The 17,667-nt window shown below is 32.7% G+C and carries 14 protein-coding genes and 1 pseudogene; 8 read left to right on the top strand and 7 right to left on the bottom strand.

Features of this window, described 5'->3' with window-relative positions:
• Nucleotides 1-6: 6 nt before the first annotated feature.
• The 7 genes from P8K68_RS03815 to P8K68_RS03785 all read right to left on the bottom strand — a co-directional run bounded on the left by P8K68_RS03815 (nucleotide 7) and on the right by P8K68_RS03785 (nucleotide 9,124).
• Nucleotides 7-171, bottom strand: coding sequence for a Lacal_2735 family protein (locus tag P8K68_RS03815; protein WP_300248321.1), 165 nt, complete (start codon nucleotides 169-171; stop codon nucleotides 7-9).
• A 207-nt stretch (nucleotides 172-378) separates the two neighbouring features.
• On the bottom strand, nucleotides 379-1,029 hold the full coding sequence (locus P8K68_RS03810) for an HAD family hydrolase (RefSeq protein ID WP_300248320.1): 651 nt from the start codon (nucleotides 1,027-1,029) through the stop codon (nucleotides 379-381).
• A 14-nt stretch (nucleotides 1,030-1,043) separates the two neighbouring features.
• On the bottom strand, nucleotides 1,044-1,829 hold the full coding sequence (locus P8K68_RS03805) for a carbonic anhydrase family protein (protein WP_300248319.1): 786 nt from the start codon (nucleotides 1,827-1,829) through the stop codon (nucleotides 1,044-1,046).
• A 139-nt stretch (nucleotides 1,830-1,968) separates the two neighbouring features.
• Nucleotides 1,969-4,287 carry a TonB-dependent receptor gene (locus tag P8K68_RS03800; RefSeq protein ID WP_300248318.1) on the bottom strand — a complete coding sequence of 773 codons (2,319 nt, stop codon included), beginning with the start codon at nucleotides 4,285-4,287 and terminating at the stop codon, nucleotides 1,969-1,971.
• Nucleotides 4,288-4,488: 201 nt separating this feature from the next.
• Nucleotides 4,489-6,900, bottom strand: coding sequence for an outer membrane beta-barrel family protein (locus tag P8K68_RS03795; RefSeq protein WP_300248317.1), 2,412 nt, complete (start codon nucleotides 6,898-6,900; stop codon nucleotides 4,489-4,491).
• Nucleotides 6,901-6,991: 91 nt separating this feature from the next.
• Nucleotides 6,992-8,020, bottom strand: coding sequence for an AraC family transcriptional regulator (locus P8K68_RS03790; protein ID WP_300248316.1), 1,029 nt, complete (start codon nucleotides 8,018-8,020; stop codon nucleotides 6,992-6,994).
• Nucleotides 8,021-8,032: 12 nt separating this feature from the next.
• Nucleotides 8,033-9,124, bottom strand: coding sequence for a heparan-alpha-glucosaminide N-acetyltransferase domain-containing protein (locus P8K68_RS03785; protein WP_300248315.1), 1,092 nt, complete (start codon nucleotides 9,122-9,124; stop codon nucleotides 8,033-8,035).
• An 89-nt stretch (nucleotides 9,125-9,213) separates the two neighbouring features.
• Between P8K68_RS03785 and P8K68_RS03780 the strand changes: the two are divergent.
• The 8 genes and pseudogenes from P8K68_RS03780 to P8K68_RS03745 all read left to right on the top strand — a co-directional run bounded on the left by P8K68_RS03780 (nucleotide 9,214) and on the right by P8K68_RS03745 (nucleotide 17,665).
• Nucleotides 9,214-10,572 (top strand): annotated as a pseudogene (locus tag P8K68_RS03780) (alanine/glycine:cation symporter family protein).
• A 90-nt stretch (nucleotides 10,573-10,662) separates the two neighbouring features.
• On the top strand, nucleotides 10,663-11,082 hold the full coding sequence (locus P8K68_RS03775) for a hypothetical protein (protein ID WP_300248314.1): 420 nt from the start codon (nucleotides 10,663-10,665) through the stop codon (nucleotides 11,080-11,082).
• A 106-nt stretch (nucleotides 11,083-11,188) separates the two neighbouring features.
• The gene (locus tag P8K68_RS03770) at nucleotides 11,189-11,347 is read left to right on the top strand and encodes a hypothetical protein (protein WP_300248313.1); all 159 of its coding nucleotides are present in this window, start codon (nucleotides 11,189-11,191) and stop codon (nucleotides 11,345-11,347) included.
• A gap of 6 nt (nucleotides 11,348-11,353) precedes the next feature.
• A complete protein-coding gene (locus tag P8K68_RS03765; protein ID WP_300248312.1) occupies nucleotides 11,354-12,430 on the top strand; it encodes a hypothetical protein in 1,077 nt (358 codons plus the stop codon).
• A 25-nt stretch (nucleotides 12,431-12,455) separates the two neighbouring features.
• Complete coding sequence (locus P8K68_RS03760; RefSeq protein WP_300248311.1) at nucleotides 12,456-12,716, top strand: DUF4212 domain-containing protein; 261 nt, start codon at nucleotides 12,456-12,458, stop codon at nucleotides 12,714-12,716.
• A gap of 125 nt (nucleotides 12,717-12,841) precedes the next feature.
• Nucleotides 12,842-14,608, top strand: coding sequence for a sodium:solute symporter family protein (locus P8K68_RS03755; protein WP_300248310.1), 1,767 nt, complete (start codon nucleotides 12,842-12,844; stop codon nucleotides 14,606-14,608).
• Between the two features lie 167 nt (nucleotides 14,609-14,775).
• Nucleotides 14,776-14,970, top strand: a complete 195-nt coding sequence (locus P8K68_RS03750; RefSeq protein WP_300248309.1) for a hypothetical protein — start codon at nucleotides 14,776-14,778, stop codon at nucleotides 14,968-14,970.
• Complete coding sequence (locus P8K68_RS03745) at nucleotides 14,963-17,665, top strand: sensor histidine kinase (protein ID WP_300248308.1); 2,703 nt, start codon at nucleotides 14,963-14,965, stop codon at nucleotides 17,663-17,665. Before P8K68_RS03750 ends, P8K68_RS03745 begins: the two co-directional genes overlap by 8 nt.
• The last annotated feature ends 2 nt before the right edge of the window (nucleotides 17,666-17,667 follow it).

Below are 17,667 nucleotides of genomic sequence, written 5' to 3'. Positions count from 1 at the left end.
AGTGTACTAGCTCAACTTTTCAAGTTGTTTCATAACTTCTTCTGCTTCAAAGATTTTTTGATCGCTCATTTTTCTGTTTGAAGTAGATAGTGCGTGGGCTTCTTTCAAGAGCTTCTCATACTGGGCTTGTAATTTTTCTTTCTCTGATTTCTTTTTGAATAATCCGAACATATTTCTCTTTTATGTATAGTTCTTATAGTAAACTATAATTAATAATAGTACAAAGATACAAAATGTTTAATTATTTTATATTTTTGTTAAACAAAATGATTTTGCTGCTATTTTATGTTTTGTAAATTCGTAAGATTTTGCGAAGCGGGTAGTATTTTATGGGATTTAGTCTTTACGACAAAGCTAAAAAATAATTATAGTTTGCATTTAAAGAATATGTATTAAATCTAGCGGTTTGTTTAAGATGTGATCTGCTCCGTTTTCAATTAATTCTTGTTGATCTCTAAATCCCCACGATACACCAACAGCAAGCATATTAGCCTTTTTAGCCACTAAAATATCTGCGCTAGAATCGCCAACAAAAATAACGTCTTCTGGTTTTACATTCAAGGTTTTACATATTTGTAAAGCCACCTTGGGATTTGGTTTTTTTAACGTTTCTTCTTTCAGTCCTAAAACAGGATTTAAGTAATTTGGTAACAAAGCTGCAACTACTTTTTTAGTAAGGGCATCTTCTTTATTAGATAATACACTTAACTTAATATTTTTAGATTTTAGTTGTTCTAGCAGTTCTAAAACATCTTCATAAGGGTTTGTTTTATTTGTGCAACATGTACTGTAAATCTCCATCATATTTTCAAGACAGGCATTCACCTCTCTTTCACTAGGATTGCTTTCAGGTAATGATTTAATGACTAAACTTTTAACACCACTGCCAACAAAAGTCTTGTAAGTTTCGTAATTGTAAGCAGGGTAATTGCGTTTTTCAAGCACAACATTCATAGCATCTGCTAAATCTTCAATAGAGTTAACGAGTGTGCCGTCTAAATCAAAAATAACTGCTTTGTAGGTTTTCAATTTTTTTATCAAGATTAATAATTTAAAGTAACCACTCTATCATTCAAAGGTTGTTCATTTCTATAATTGTTAATAGGCATATTGTTTCTAAGTTTTAAAACCTCCTCAACAGATAAAATAATAGGCTCTTTAAACACAATCCAATTTACGCCCTCGGTACATGGTGGTGTAGTTAATGAACCGCCATAGGAGTAATAATGCTTGTCCTCTAAAAACAAGCTTGATAAATCAATTTTTTGATGAATATCTTTGGTTGAGCCATTTTCAAGAGGTAAAAAACTCTCAAAAAATTCAAAGAGTTGGCTTTCTTCGCCTTCTTCTCCCATCAAACCTAAAACAGTTATTTTTCCTGATTTACTTACGTGAACTAAGTGCATTTCAATGGGGTAAATAACGCCGTTTATTTTATGTTCTGCAGGTTCGTGAAAATGGATTTGTTTTAAATAGTAGGTTTCGTTTTTGTAGTTTATAGAATCGCCAGCTTCAAAATCAAACTGAATGGAATGCCCGTTGTTTTCGACTTCGCTTAGAAGTGTTGATGGTGTATATTTGATTTTTAAATCGCCTTTAATTTTTACAGAATCGGCATCTTTATTAATAATGTTTATGGGGGATTGGTGTTTGCCATCGCAATCGGAATTCTTTTCAACTTCTATCCAATGTTCTGGTGCGGTTTCACCAGCATAACTCCAATGGTGTTCGTTTTCAGATTTGGTAGTATGAGTTGTTTTTGGTGCTTGTTTACAGGATATAATAGATATGAAAATAGCGCAAAAAAGTAAATTAAGGTTCGTATTCATAATATATAATTTGGTAAATTTTGATACTACAAAATTACTAATACCATATACTCAAAAGCTTACTTTTGTCATGTTTTTAAAAAAAATCTTATAATTTATTAACTATCACCTTTTCGTATTTTTTAAACTTAAAGAATAGTTAGCGTCTTTGTCCAGAAAACTGCATAGCCTCACCTTTACCAAAACCATAACTAATTCCGAAGGTAACAAAGCGCCCACGTTGCCTGCTATTAAATAAAAAGAAGTTGGGTTGTGTCGTCGTTGTTTGGTTTATTCTAGAAGCAAAAACATCACGAATACTTAAGTTTAAAATCACTTTTCCTTTAAGAATTTTTTTTCTTAAACCAAGATCAGCAAAAAGATTATCTGCAATTTCACTTTGTACTGTTTTAAATTTAGACCTGTAATCGCCTGTGATTTCTAAATCAAATTCAGCAGGCAGTTTAAACTTAGAGGTTAGGCTAGTGGTCCATCGATTTCCTTTAAAATCAAAAGAGGTGGTTTCAAAAAAACCTTTTCTAGAAAAATAATTAATATTGAAATCACCATGTATTGAGAACCATTTATTTGGCGCGTATTTTCCGTTAGCTTCAAAACCTGTTGTTGTATTAGAACCTACATTTTCTGGCCTTGATAGACTTACGTTATCTTCAAAAGTGGCAATACGCTCAACAACATCTACGGTATAGCGGTTATATAAACTGAAATTTAAAGACGCTTTGCCAATTTTATGGATGCTCGTAATTTCGTAAGAATCTGTATATTCTGGTTGTAAATCTGGGTTACCAGTAGAGATACTAAAATTATTTCGGATGTTTGAAAAGGGATTTAATTCTCTTAACCCTGGTCGTCGTATTCTTTTTGAATATCCTGCTTGCAACGAAAAACCATCATTAATTTTATAGGAGGTGTGAATACTAGGGAATAAGTTGGTATAATCATTTTCATTTCCCTCATTCGTGGTTTCTAATAAGGTAATAAGATTTGTATGCTCTAATCTTACACCTAATTTAATTCCCCAAATATCACCTTCGTAAGCAGCAGTGGTGTAAAGTCCTAACACTTTCTGGTCAAAATCAAAAATATTGGTTAAATCTGGGTTGTTAACCCAATCACCATTAATAAAATCGCTAACAGCAAAATCGTTAGACACACTATTTATAGCGTACTGAGAGCCTATCTCTATGGTGTATTTTTCTAAAAAGGGATGCGTATAGTCTAGTTTAAATGTGTAGTCTTCTAAGGTGTAATCGGTACGTGTTTCTTGCTGAAAATCATTTGAGTCTCCAGAGATTGTTGTGTTTTCAAAATCTGAAAATTGATCTTTTCTAAAAGAACTTCCTAGAGCACTAAATAATAAACTTTGGTCTTCATGCCGGTTAAAATTCTTTTTGTATTGGAGCTCGTAGCGTAATTTGGGGTTTTTAGCTTCTGTTTTTTCATCACGTAACCAACTATCTGTATTTGAATTGGAGGCATCGGTTTGTCTAAAATTTGTTTTTGAAAACTGGTCTTCTACCTCATAGGCATAAGATCCAGAAAGGGTTACAATGTTATTGTCGTTTATAAAGTAATCGGCACCAAGAAGAAAGTTACTAAATTTTTCATCAAACTCACTGTCTCCAGCACTCGTTATGGTGGTGTTATTTATTAAATCTTGATTTATAGATTTACGCTCATCTGGATAGGTGCGAATTCCAAAACCCAATTGACTAAATAGGTTAAACTTTTCGGTACGTCTATTAACGCTTAAACCAAAGCTATTGCTATTAGGAACACCAACATTTAAAGTGGCTGACCCATTAATACCGCGTTTTTCAGATTTTTTAATAATGATATTAATAATGCCCGAAGTACCTTCTGCATCATATTTTGCTGAAGGATTTGTAATAACTTCTATTTTTTCAATCATATCTGCGGTAATACTTCCTAAAGCACTGCCATCTGCACTAGCGAGTACTGAAGGTTTTCCATTGATAAGTATTTGAACACCTTGGCTGCCTCGTAAACTTACTTCGCCTTCAATGTTTACATTTACTGAGGGTATACTATTTAAAACCTCTAAGGAGCTAGCGCCTGTAGAGCTCAAATCTAAACCTACATTAAATACCCGTTTATCAAGTTTAAATTCGGTTTGAGATTTTTCAGCCCTAATAACAACTTCATCCAAAGCTTGATTGTCTTCCGTTAATATTATTGTTTTTAAATCAATTTTGTTTTGTTCAATTTTAAAATCCTTAAAAGTTTGAGTCTCATAACCAATAAAACTAATCTCTATGTAGAAATTAGCGTTACTTGTTTTTAAAGTGAATGTACCATCTTGAGTGGTTATGGTTCCTGTTAATGGTTTTTTAGAAAGGGTGTCAATTAAGGCTATAGTAGCATATTCTATGGGTAGTTTGTTGTCATTTTCAACAACTTTACCACTGATTAGAATTTCAGAGTTTTGTGCATACATGTTTTGTGCATACAAGAAAAAAAATATAATTACTAAAAGCAGGTTGCGCATGAGATACTTAACATATTAAGATTGTAAAAATAACCTATTGGAGCTCTTTTTTGGTTGCATTCGTAATATTAATCGTTTATTGTTTAATAGACGCTACTAATTTTTAAAGTCATAAACCTTTGTAAATAATATCATTTTTAAAAGAATTGATTAAAATTTATAAGTATAGCCTAAACGGATCACTTGTGTTTCGTAATAATTATTACTGGTGTAACTAAATGTTTCTCCTTCAATTTCTTTTTTTATTACCATAGTATTTAACAAATCGGTGGCATTAAAAAAGAGTTCGCCTTTACCATTTTGAATCGATTTTTTAATCCCTAAATCTATTGAGAACATGGAGGCTCTTTTACCTTGAGGAATAATATCTGGTGCTAAATAACTTCCTGTTAATTGTGCATCTAAATTTTTAGCAAAATGAAACGTGTTATTCAATTTTACAGTTCCAGAAGTTATTTTTTGCTTTTCTGCAGAAAATATATTTTCACTAGGGTATAGGTTAACTACTGAAAACGCGTCGATTTGATTGCGATATGCATTTGCATTAAAATTAAAGGAATACCTATCTGAAATTTTCTGCTCATAAATCAGCTCAATACCACTATTATAGCTTTTTCCTGCATTTTGGAAAATGGCATATATTAGTGGGTCGTTACCAACTGTACTAGATATTCTCGTAATCGTACCATCAGCAAAACAATGATATACAGCTGAATATAAACTCCCTGAGTCCCAACTGGTTTTGTAACCTAACTCTAATATATTGGTGAATTGCGGACGTAAATTAGGGTTTCCTACTTTAATAATTTCGGCATCATCATATTTTGGGAAAATTCGAATATCAACTTCGTTAGGTCTATCAACACGTCTGCTATAAAAAATAGAAATTTTATTATTTTCATCAATTTTTTTAGCGAGTCTTATATTTGGAAAAGGTTCAAAATAATCATAACCACCACTTTCGTAAGTATTATGGTCTGGGTTTACATCGTAGTTTAAATCTACATATTCTACACGTAATCCAATTTCTGCCTCATAATTTTCATTTTCAAAAACATAGTTTCCATAAACCGCAGGAATAAGTTCTTTGTATTCCGCTTCTCCGCCAGCTTCTATATCAAGCGGTGTGTTTGTTCCTGGAAAAAACTGCATGTTGATGGGGATATTTCTTTTTCTAAGTTTTAAGCCTGTTTCCATTTTACCATTTTTTAAAGGTCGAACGTAATCGACATTAAAATCGTAAACCTGCTCGTCTGAAAGGAGTTTAAATGAGTTTTCGCTCACAGGCTCATTTGGTAAAATATTATCGAAAAAATATTTTTCATCCTCTCTATGAAATGTGTAATTTAAACCAAGAGTAAAATGATGCCCAGCTTCTTTAAATTTATGCAAATAGCTAGCGGTTGCCATGGCAGTAATTTTTACTTCGTCTTCAAGAAATTGCCAAAGACGTGAACGCTCACTTAAATCGTCATTAAAAAAAGGTTGGTCACCATTATCAATAATCACTTCGGTGCCATATAATCCTGAAATAGTAATCGTATTTTTATCATCTAAATTCCAATCTACTCCAGATTTTAAGGTTGTAAATTGGGTATCTCTATTGCGTTTCGATTGTTGTTTTATAACCCTGCCATCATCATAAGTTCGGGTTACAAATTCATTTTTATTTAAGGTTTCGGTATATAAATAATCACCTTGGAAAAAGATATTGACTTTATCTTTTCTGTAATTTAGAGAGAGCGAAGGGTTTAGTTTTGGTGTAGCAGTATATTGTGGTCTTATAGTTGGTAGGTTTTCTTGTCGCTCCCAAAGCGCACCTAAGCCTCCTGTAAAACCTATCTTTCCATTGAAACCTTGGGCTTTGTTTTTCTTATAAATAATGTTGATGATACCACCATTTCCGTTGGCATCATATTTTGAAGAGGGGTTATTAATTACTTCAATTCTATCAATAGCAGAAGATGGAATATTATCTAACCCAGATTGATTTCCAAAACCAGTAAGCGCCGTTTGTTTGCCATCCATAAGCACAATAACCTTATCGTTTCCACGTAAATTTACTTTACCGTCCTGCACCGTAACACTTGGTAAGTTTTGCATCGCCTGTAAAATAGATCCGCCACTTTGATTGATATTATCCTTTAATGAATATGTTTTTCTATCCATTTTGGCACTTATTTGCTCTTTTTTAGTGTCAATGACGACTTCCTTTAAAGCTGTAACATCTTCATCAAGTTCAATAGTTTTAACATCTAGATAATCTGATAGATTACCCACAAAAAGGCTTTGTTTATAGGTAATAAAACCCATACTAGAAATTTCTAAAATATAGTTGCCTGGATTTGTGTTTTCTAAAATAAAAAGACCATTGTCATCACTCGCAGTTCCTGTTACAAAAGCATTATCTTGTTTTGTTTTCAGAACTATATTAGCAAAAGGTATGGCGTTTTGCGAAATTTTTTCTTTTACAGTTCCAGAAATTGTGATATCTGCTTGCGCGAATGCTAAAAAGTTTAAAAAGAAGACTGTTGTAAAAGTGATAAGAAAAATGGGTTTCATAGAGTTGCATTAATTTTTCGCAAAGAACGTAATTTTTCTATGGTATTTTTTGGCTATTTCGTACAGAATAATTTATTTGGACTTATTTAAACTAATTTAGAAGTTCCTTTTTATACTGTGTTGGCGTCAATCCTTTAAATTTTTTAAAAATAGCATAAAATGAGGACTTTGAATTAAAACCAACATCTTTGGCAATACTTAAAAGTGTAAAATGATTATTTTCATCATTTTTTAAACGGTTTATAAATTCTTCAACACGATATTGGTTTACAAAATCTTGAAAATTAGTATGCATGTGCACATTTAAAACTTCAGAAATATATTGACGAGGCACGTTCAGATGGTCAGAAACATCCTGAATAGATAATTTACCATCTAAATACAGTTTGTTAACTTGCATACACGTCAATAAATCTGCTTTGTATTGCTCAATAAGTTGTTGATTGAGATTTGAGTTTTTGTATTTATTTGATTCTGCTAAAGGTAAAATAGCTTTACTTTTATGTATGAGATAAAAGGCTAAAAAATAGAATAAAAATGCCACAATGAGGAGCAGATAAAAGTTAAGGTTTTGATTATTAAAAATCAAAAACTCATTAAAACCAAGTGCTTTTAAAATATTGTTGAGAATTAAAAAACTAAATAATAGAGCTATTGGAAAGGCAAAGTATAGTGCCCAGTATTTCTTTTTTGAATGTATTAATTGATAAACAATGATTACGAGATAAATAAAAAAAACAAATTCGGTACTAATTTCAATAGCTTCTACAATAATATGATCTTTAGCCATATGTATTTCAATAGCTTCAATTATAAAGTAAATGATGTTGGGAAGAAAAAAAAGGTAATCTAATTTATGAAAGGTCTCTTTCTTATTGTTGTAGTATTTGAAAAACAAAAAAAGGAAAGTAACAAAAAGTGAGCTATCAAAAAGAAACCAATCCGCACCTTTGACAAACAAATTATTTTCATCATCGGCAGCAGTATAAAAAATGATGGATAGCAAGCAAAAAAACAATAGCCAAAATGTAGTTTTTTTGTAGGTTTTATGATTCTTTAGTAATACAATGATTACAAAAAAACCTTGTATTAATGCAACAATCTGAAGTATTTTAATCATTAATTTCTAAATTCATTTTTTTACGCGGTCTGTTATTTTCCGAACTAAATTATAAATAAAAGCATTTGTTTTTGCGTAATGGAAGGATATAAAGCAAACCACTACCAAAAATAAAATAGCACCTAAAATAGCTTCAGTCGGATTTAAAGATTTATTCAAAAAGTATTTTAATCCGTAACCTGTGAAACTTCCGTAAAGTAAAATAAAATGAATGACATAAATGGATAAGGTTTTTTCTCCGATTCTGGCTACTATAGATTGTTTTAAAAACTGTTCAAACGCATAAAAAACACCAAATAAAATTAAGACGTTACCCAGTCTGGTGAATAGATAATTATAATCGGCACTCATTTTAAATAGCTCAATATCAGTTAAGTAACTTAGTTTTGTAAGAAACAAAGATGAAAAATAAATTAGAAAACCACCTACAACAAAAAAAGTAATAATTGTATACAACTTAAAACGATCACGGTGGACATGTCTAAAAAAAATGGTAGAAATAAACGCGCCAAAAGCAGAATAACCAAACCATGGCAAAATGGTGAATACTGAGCCGTTTGTTTTTGTCATGTAATTAGCGATAATTTTGGGAACTGTATCTAAAGTCAGATTTCTGTAAAGTGGATCAGTAACAAAACAAAGGCAACCTATGGTAAAAAGAACTATGGAAAAAATATAACTATGTTTTTTGAAAATACTGTGTAAAGCCACCAGAAAAATTAAAGATAATCCAATGCATTGTAACACATCAATGACAAAAAAATAGGAACTGAAATATCCGGACAACCAACTAAAAACATTAATACGCAAACTATAGCCTATGGCAAGTAATAACAAACCCCGAAATAATCCCTTTTTTATTCTAGGTTTATCGTTGCCTTTGGCATAAGCGCGTAGCAATAAATAGGCAAAAACTAAACCTGAAATGGTAAAAAAAACGGGTGCTGTAATACCTCTAAAATAAGACCAAATAATATAAGTTGTGTTTGAATTGTCTCTATAAATAGGAGATAGCAAAGTATCTATAAAATGACCTTGAAGCATCATTAATATAGCAAATGCTCTAACGGCATCTATAAAGTATAAGCGATTGGTTTGCGCCATAAGTTGGTTTAACAAGCATAAATATACTTTTAATTAATCAAAAGAGAATGTTTGTAAAATGATATATTTATAAAATATTAAAACCTTGTATGGAGGAAATTATAAAAGCCTTTTCTAATTATGCTTGGGGTTTGCCCTTAGTTATTTTATTGATTGGAGGTGGTTTGTATCTTTTAGTATTGTCATAATTTTTGCCATTTTGGTATTTAGGTCATGCTATTCAAGTACTTAGAGGTAAATATGATAACCCCAATGATCCTGGTCAAATTTCACATTTTAAAGCACTAACAATAGCCTTATCGTCTACCATTGGTATGGGCAATATTGCAGGAGTTGCAGTTGCTATTTCAGTTGGAGGTCCAGGCGCTATGTTTTGGATGTGGGTAAGTGCTATAGTAGGAATGTCAACCAAATTTTTTACATCTACATTGGCCATTATGTATCGCGGAAAAGATACTTCAGGCGAGTTACAAGGTGGCCCTATGTATTTTATCATGGAGGGTTTAGGGAAATCATGGAAACCGTTAGCGGTTATGTTTAGTCTTTTCGGCATGATAGGCGCGTTACCTGTTGTCAATGTGAATCAGTTAACACAAGCTATTAATGATATTATATTAATCCCGAATGGTGTAGAAGTGGGTTTAAAATCAAATCTCATTCTAGCCTTTGTATTAGTCGCTTTAACATCAGTCATTATTCTTGGCGGATTAAAACGCATTAGTAATGCGGCTTCTAAAATGGTGCCTGCTATGGTGTTGTTATACTTTGTTTTGGTGCTATTCATTTTGATTTCTAATTATGAAGTGGTTCCGAAATATATCATCATGATTTTTACAGGTGCATTTTCAGCAGATTATTATGAAGGTGATGCTTTTATGGGAGGTGTTTTAGGCGCATTAATTTTATTAGGGATTCGGCGTGGTGCTTTTTCAAACGAAGCCGGAATAGGTACAGCTCCTATGGCTCATGGTGCAGCAAAAACAGATGAACCTGTTCGCGAAGGTTTAGTGGCTATGCTTGGACCAGCAATAGATACGCTTATTGTTTGTACACTAACAGCGTTGGCTATTTTGGTTACAGGTGTTTGGGAAACCACCTCAGATAATGGGGTGAGTTTAACGGCTTCAGCATTCAGTCATACCATGCCCGTATATGGTAAATACCTGCTAATGGTTTGCGTGTTTATTTTTAGTATGTCATCACTGTTTTCATATTCGTATTATGGCACAAAATGCTTATCGTTTTTAATAGGTGCTGATAAAAAACATTATTATAACTACATGTATATCCTCAGTATTATATTAGCTGCTACAACGCCATTTAGTGTGATGTTAAATTTAATTGATGGGGTTTTTGCGTTAATGGCGATACCTACTATGTTTGCTACACTAATTTTGGCTCCAAAAGCTATTAAGGAAACCAGAAGTTACTTTAAAAGACTAAAATAATTCATTTACGGGAAGCTCGAATTCAATTAAATTATCATTAATATTTGTATTATATTGCTAAATTGATATATTTATGCTAAAATAGTATATATGAAAATTGATTTGTGTCCTAACTGTGGTTCAGACCATTACATAAAAAGTGGTGTTATTAAAAATAGACAGCGTTACAAGTGTAAAAAATGCAACTATTTTTTTTCAGTTAATAAAATTGGAAAGAAGATTGACGATTATTATGTAAACAAATCACTTCAGTTGTATTTAGAAGGCTTAACCTATCGTGAGATAGAATGGATATTAGGTATTTCGCATGTTAGTATTATGAATTGGGTTAAGAAATATAACATTAAACGCCCTTATAATTCTAATTACCATCCAACCTATAAAATATTAAATGCTATGGAGCTGGCAAATTACTTTGCCAAGGTTGAAAATATAAAAGGAGCAGGCGTCGTTGTTACCGAGTTGGGAGATAAGTTTATGCTTATAAAATGGGAGCGTTTTAAAGATTAGTATATTAAATTAACGATTAGATATACTATTTTTTAGTTAACGAATTGTTTTTTAGAGTTTAGTGGTGCACATAAAACCAATTAATTACTAACTAAACCATTAAACAATGAAAAAAAAATCATTTTTACTTTTAGCAGTATTAATGCTCGTTGTACCTTTTATGGGAAGCAGTCAGGAAGAAGAAAAGGCTGAGGATCATTCCTATAAACCAATGCAACTTAAACTAAATGAAGATGGTAGTAAATATTTACGAATTATTACCTAGCATCAAATGTGGTTGCAAGCTGGAAGTGAACAGAAAGGATTGAGACATTCAATCAGAAGATCCCGTGTTTTAGCTTTTGCCCAAATTTCACCAAAATTTTTAATACTAACGCACTTTGGACTAAATAGTCTTGGTGCGGGTAATTTAACAGCAAACCCAAATTCGCAGACAGCAAACAATAGAAGTTTGCTTTTTTTACATGATGCTTGGGCAGAATTTGCTATCGAACCAGGAAAATTACATGTAGGTACAGGTTTGCATTATTGGAATGGTATTTCTAGACTTTCTAACCAAAGTACTTTAAATATGATGACTCTAGATAATGCAGGATCTGGAAATGCAGACGGAAGACTATTCCCTTGGAATAATATTACCACAAGCGACCAATTTGCGCGTCATTTAGGTGTTTATGCTAAAGGGTCATTAGGGAACTTTAGCTATAGAATTGCCGCAAACAATGCAAGAACAAATATAGGTTCGTTAGGAGCAACACCTTCTTTCCAAGTTGACAACGTTGATGGAGCAGGGCTATGGAATTTTGCCGGATATTTCAAATACGATCTTCTTGATAAAGAATCAGATAGACTTCCTTATTTGGTGGGAACGTATTTAGGAAAAAAGAAAGTATTCAGTTTAGGTGCTGGCTTTTTTCACCATCCTGATGCATTAGCTGTTAACGACTTAGAAACTAGAGAATCTGTAACACATTTTGCTATGGATGCTTTTTATGACGCACCTTTAAATGATGATTTAGCAATAAACGCTTTAGGCGCTTATTATAATTATAAATATGGTGATACGGATGGATTTAATTCGGGAGGATTAGTACCATCGTCTGGAAGTATCCTTTATGGTCAGGTAGGGGTTTTATTCACTAAAGCGAAACTCATGCCTTATCTATCTTATAGTTCTCAAAATCTAGATTTTACTCCTGATAGCAGTAATGAACTTGGTATTGGTCTTAATTATTTCATAAATGGGCACTTTGCTAAAATTACCGCAGAGTATACTTCGGGTTCTAAAGGAGCTATTGGTGCTGAATCAACAAATATTTTCACACTTCAAACACATATATTTCTATAATTAACTAATCTAACCTAAAAATAATATGTCAGAAAAACAAAAACACGCAACAGCATATTGGAAGGTAAACCTTAAGTATTTAGTAGTATTACTAAGTATTTGGTTTATAGTTTCCTATGGCTGTGGAATTTTATTTAGAGAAGCTTTAAATGAAATTAGACTTGGTGGCTTTAAACTAGGATTCTGGTTTGCACAGCAAGGTTCAATTTATGTATTCGTAATTCTAATTTTCGTATACGTAAGATTAATGAACAAATTAGATAAAAAATACGGTTTCGACGAATAGTCTTAACTAATAACTAAATGTTTGCTTTAAACTTTTAATTGTCAGTTCGAGTGATTTCGATTTTTCTTCGGAATTGTATCGAGAACATTTAAAAATTTAAAGGAAACCTAAAAACAAAAAAAATTATGAGTGTACAAACTTGGACTTGGTTATTAGTAGGGATTACTTTTGCCTTATATTTCGGAATTGCAATTTGGGCCAGAGCGGGCTCAACAAAAGAATTTTACGTCGCTGGTGGAGGCGTTTCTCCATTAGCAAACGGTATGGCTACAGCTGCCGATTGGATGAGTGCCGCATCCTTTATTAGTATGGCAGGTATCATTTCCTTTGCAGGTTATGATGGCTCAGTATATCTTATGGGTTGGACCGGTGGCTATGTGCTTCTTGCATTACTCTTAGCACCGTATTTACGTAAGTTTGGTAAGTTTACTGTGCCAGATTTTATAGGAGATAGATATTACTCAAACACAGCAAGAACAGTTGCAGTAATTTGTGCATTAATCGTATCATTTACGTACGTGGCAGGTCAAATGCGTGGCGTTGGAATTGTGTTTTCTCAATTTTTACAAGTAGATATTAATTTAGGTGTAATCATCGGAATGGCAGTGGTTTTAACCTTTGCGTTATTAGGTGGCATGAAAGGTATCACCTATACACAAGTAGCACAATACTGTGTGTTAATTTTTGCTTTTATGGTGCCAGCATTTTTTATCTCTATGCAAATGACAGGAAATATCATTCCTCAAATTGGTATGGGAGGTTCGGTTGAAGGTGGTGAATTTTTATTAGATAAGCTTGATAAATTACATACTCAATTAGGGTTTAACGAATATACAAGCGGAACAAAATCTACTTGGGATGTATTCGCTATTACCTTAGCATTAATGACCGGGACTGCAGGATTACCTCATGTAATTGTACGTTTCTTTACCGTGCCTAAAGTAAAAGATGCCCGTAAATCGGCAGGTTATGCTTTATTGTTAATTGCAATTTTATATACAACGGCACCAGCAATTGCAGTATTTTCAAGAACTAATTTAATTGAAACGGTAAGTAATCAATCGTATACCGATATTCCAGAATGGTTTAAAAACTGGGAAAATACAGGTTTAATTGCTTGGGCTGATAAAAATGGAGATGGTAAAATTCAATATGTAGCAGGAAGTGCTTTAGAAGGTAAAAAACCAGTTTACACGGAAGCAAGAGGCACGTATGGAGAACGTATGATTTCGAATGCCAATACTGCTCAGAATGAATTGTATGTAGATAGAGATATCATGGTACTTGCAAATCCAGAAATTGCTAATCTTCCAAATTGGGTAATTGCTTTGGTGGCTGCTGGTGGACTTGCCGCAGCATTATCTACAGCCGCAGGATTACTTTTGGTGATTTCTACTTCAATTTCTCACGATTTAATTAAAAAACAAATTAAGCCAGATATTTCAGATAAAGCAGAATTAACAGCAGCAAGAATTGCAATTTTTGTAGCGATTTTAATTGCAGGTTATTTTGGTATTAATCCGCCAGGATTTGTCGCCGCAGTGGTCGCGCTCGCATTTGGTCTCGCAGCAGCTTCATTTTTCCCAGCTATAATTTTAGGGATATTTGATAAGCGCATGAACAGCCAAGGTGCTATTTCAGGAATGGTAGTAGGTATCGTACTCATGCTATTTTATATGATGAAGTTTAAACTTGATATGTTTGGTGGCGGTACAAGTGATGAGTGGTGGTTTGGAACATCTCCAGAAGGCTTTGGTACTATTGCCATGTGTGTAAATATTGTAATTTCTGTTGTAGTTTCAAGATTAACTCCAGCACCACCGCAAGATGTTCAAGATATGGTAGAAAGTATCAGAATACCTTCAGGAGCAGGGGAGGCTTCAGACCATTAGATGATTGTTTTTTTTGAATTAACTCGAACATAATCTAATATTATTAGTTAGTTAGAAAATCAGCATTGCCATTTTGTAATGCTGATTTCTTATATTAGTGAAGATTTTATTGTTTTAGCTCCTATCTGCCGAACAGGTAGATTTGCGAAAAAAAATATAACCAACCCATGAAAAAACGCCACGAACAAAAGCTGATTGTACTTTCAATAGCTTTGTTTTTGATTTTTAATATTCCTTTTATTCTTATTTTTAATTTTGAAGGTGCCATATTTGGCATTCCTACTTTTTATTTTTCAGTGTTTTCCATTTGGTTATTATCTATCATTATTTCATATATCGTATTAAAACGTCATTATGAATAATTACGCTTTAATAGTCATAATAATTATCTATTTAGCAGTGTTGTTTTACATTGCTTTTCTGGCAGAAAGGAAAAAACAAAGTAAGTGGGTTAATAATCCATACGTGTACACTTTGTCTTTAGCGGTGTTCTGTTCTGCTTGGACCTATTATGGTAGTATTGGAATTGCCGCAAATACAGGCATCAATTTTTTGCCCATTTATTTAGGGCCAGTAATTGCAGCACCGTTATGGATTATTGTACTTAGAAAAATCATAAGAATTTCTAAACAACATAAAATTTCATCCATTGCAGATTTTATTTCTTTACGCTATGGAAACAACAGATTTTTAGGAGCTCTGGTAACTATTATTTGCTTGTTTGGTACGCTGCCTTATATTTCGTTACAGCTAAAAGCCGTGTCTGAAACTTTTGAAATCATGTCTGACGATACCAGTTATATTTCTACAGCTGTCATAGATGATTCAACGTTTTATGTGGCATTACTTCTAGCCATATTTGCTGCCTTTTTTGGTACACAAAAAACAGATGCTTCAGAAAAACATAAAGGAATTATTGCTTCAGTAGCATTCGAGTCAGTTTTAAAGTTGGTATTCTTTTTAATCATAGGTGTATATATTACGTTCTACCTATTTGATGGTACTTCAGATATTTATAACAAAATGTCGGATGCTGAAAACTTCAAACAACTCACTACGCTTGGAGGTGTGGAAGAAGGTTTTAATTGGTTCTTCATGATTGCTTTATCTTTTATGGCTATCTTTTTATTACCAAGACAATTTCAAGTTTCGGTTTTAGAAAACAACAGAGAGAAGCATTTAAAAAAAGCAATTTGGCTATTTCCGTTGTATTTATTGCTATTCAATGTTTTTGTTATTTTTATCGCTTGGGCTGGAAAACTTACTTTTGGAAGCACACAAAATGCAGAATATTACACTTTATTACTCCCGTTAAATAATGGAAATTCCTTTTTAGCGACACTCGTGTTTCTTGGCGGCTTTTCTGCAGTCATTTCAATGGTTATCGTTTCAACTTTAGCCTTATCCACTATGGTAAGTAATAACTTAATTATTCCTTATGGTTTTTTAGATAAATTCATAAAAAATCAACCCGAACGAAACTCGAAGTACATTAAAAATATTCGTCGTATTTCTATCTTCACTATTATTATTGTAGCCTACTTCTTCTATGTGTCTTTTTCTAGAGAATTATCGCTGTATGCTATCGGATTGATTTCCTTTGTAATAATTGCTCAATTAGCACCGGCATTTTTTATAGGTTTATTCTGGAATCGTGGTTCGTCAAAGGCAGCTATTACTGGAATGATTGTTGGTTTTTGTATTGTGTTTTACACGTTGGTATTGCCATTTACATTGCAAGCGTATACAGGAACTGATGATTTTACGCAAAATGGATTGCTAGGTATTTCAATCTTAAAACCCTATGCGCTATTTGGAATTGATTTTTTAAGTCCACCGGCTCATGCCTTTTTCTGGAGTATGACATTTAATTTGCTGTGTTACTTAACTTTTTCATTGACATCCAAAGGTAATTATCGCGAACGTAATTATGCCGAAATGTTTGTGGATAGCCGAAACTTTTCAACCCTTCAGGATAGTGCTTTGGTTTGGAAAGGTGAGGCTTATGTGGCAGATATAAAAAATGTACTTGTTCGTTTTTTAGGTGAAAAAAGAGCTACTCGGGCTTTAAATATCTTCTTTACTAAATACAAATTACCTCAAGACACGCAACTAGCAGATGCACGATTGATTAATTTTTCTGAAAAATTACTAACAGGAAGTATTGGTTCTGCATCGGCAAAAATATTAATAGCTAGTGTGGTTAAAGAAGAGCAGATTAGTTTGGTTGAAGTGCTAAAGATTTTAGAAGAATCTAAAGAAAACATTGTAAGCAATAAAGTTTTGTTAGAAAAGTCCAATGAGTTAACACAGCTATCGTCAAAACTAAAAGATGTAAACCAAGAATTAATTTCTAAAGACAAACAAAAAGATGAATTTTTAGACACCGTTGCCCACGAACTTAAAACACCAATTACTGGTATTCGTGCCGCGACAGAGTTGTTAATGGATGAGGAGGATGATATGCCAAAAGAGATGAAAGCACAATTCTTAAAAAATATTCTTCAAGATTCCGACCGGTTGGGGCGTTTAATTAATAATATTTTAGATTTTGAAAAACTAGAAACCGGACGTTTAAATTTAGATTTTGGCTATAATGATATTCAAAAAACCATTACAAAAGCCATTAGTAGTATTTCGCAAATTGCAGTAAAAAAAGAGGTGAAAGTCATTAACAATAATGTACATACTTTTAAAACTAATTATGATGAAGATCGCATCCTTCAAGTACTAACCAATTTACTGTCAAATGCGATTAAATTTTGCACTCCGAAAACAGGTAAAATTACAGTCGATTATAAATTAGGAAATGAACGCATAGAAATCTCTGTAACCGATAATGGTAAAGGGATTCCAGAGGAAGATCATGATTATATTTTCGATAAGTTTTACCAATCAAAACATCAAAACACAATTAAACCACAGGGTAGTGGCTTGGGCTTAGCAATAACCAAGCAAATTATTGAAAAACACAACGGAGAAATTTGGGCAAAAAAAGGTGTAAAAAATGGCGCAACGCTTGTTTTTACCATACCTTTTAAGTACATTGTAACCTGATA

The organism is Algibacter sp., assembly GCF_029245835.1.
GTDB lineage: Bacteria > Bacteroidota > Bacteroidia > Flavobacteriales > Flavobacteriaceae > Algibacter_B.
The sequence above is the reverse complement of the archived record's forward strand: the minus strand, read 5'-3'. Positions and strand labels throughout refer to the sequence as shown.

Coding starts and splice junctions, on each gene's coding strand:
- P8K68_RS03795 (WP_300248317.1), bottom strand. CDS start 6,900: ATGAAACCCATTTTTCTTATCACTTTTACAACAGTCTTCTTTTTAAAC.
- P8K68_RS03750 (WP_300248309.1), top strand. CDS start 14,776: ATGAAAAAACGCCACGAACAAAAGCTGATTGTACTTTCAATAGCTTTG.
- P8K68_RS03770 (WP_300248313.1), top strand. CDS start 11,189: ATGAAAAAAAAATCATTTTTACTTTTAGCAGTATTAATGCTCGTTGTA.
- P8K68_RS03755 (WP_300248310.1), top strand. CDS start 12,842: ATGAGTGTACAAACTTGGACTTGGTTATTAGTAGGGATTACTTTTGCC.
- P8K68_RS03765 (WP_300248312.1), top strand. CDS start 11,354: ATGTGGTTGCAAGCTGGAAGTGAACAGAAAGGATTGAGACATTCAATC.
- P8K68_RS03805 (WP_300248319.1), bottom strand. CDS start 1,829: ATGAATACGAACCTTAATTTACTTTTTTGCGCTATTTTCATATCTATT.
- P8K68_RS03800 (WP_300248318.1), bottom strand. CDS start 4,287: ATGTATGCACAAAACTCTGAAATTCTAATCAGTGGTAAAGTTGTTGAA.
- P8K68_RS03815 (WP_300248321.1), bottom strand. CDS start 171: ATGTTCGGATTATTCAAAAAGAAATCAGAGAAAGAAAAATTACAAGCC.
- P8K68_RS03775 (WP_300248314.1), top strand. CDS start 10,663: ATGAAAATTGATTTGTGTCCTAACTGTGGTTCAGACCATTACATAAAA.
- P8K68_RS03745 (WP_300248308.1), top strand. CDS start 14,963: ATGAATAATTACGCTTTAATAGTCATAATAATTATCTATTTAGCAGTG.
- P8K68_RS03790 (WP_300248316.1), bottom strand. CDS start 8,020: ATGATTAAAATACTTCAGATTGTTGCATTAATACAAGGTTTTTTTGTA.
- P8K68_RS03760 (WP_300248311.1), top strand. CDS start 12,456: ATGTCAGAAAAACAAAAACACGCAACAGCATATTGGAAGGTAAACCTT.
- P8K68_RS03785 (WP_300248315.1), bottom strand. CDS start 9,124: ATGGCGCAAACCAATCGCTTATACTTTATAGATGCCGTTAGAGCATTT.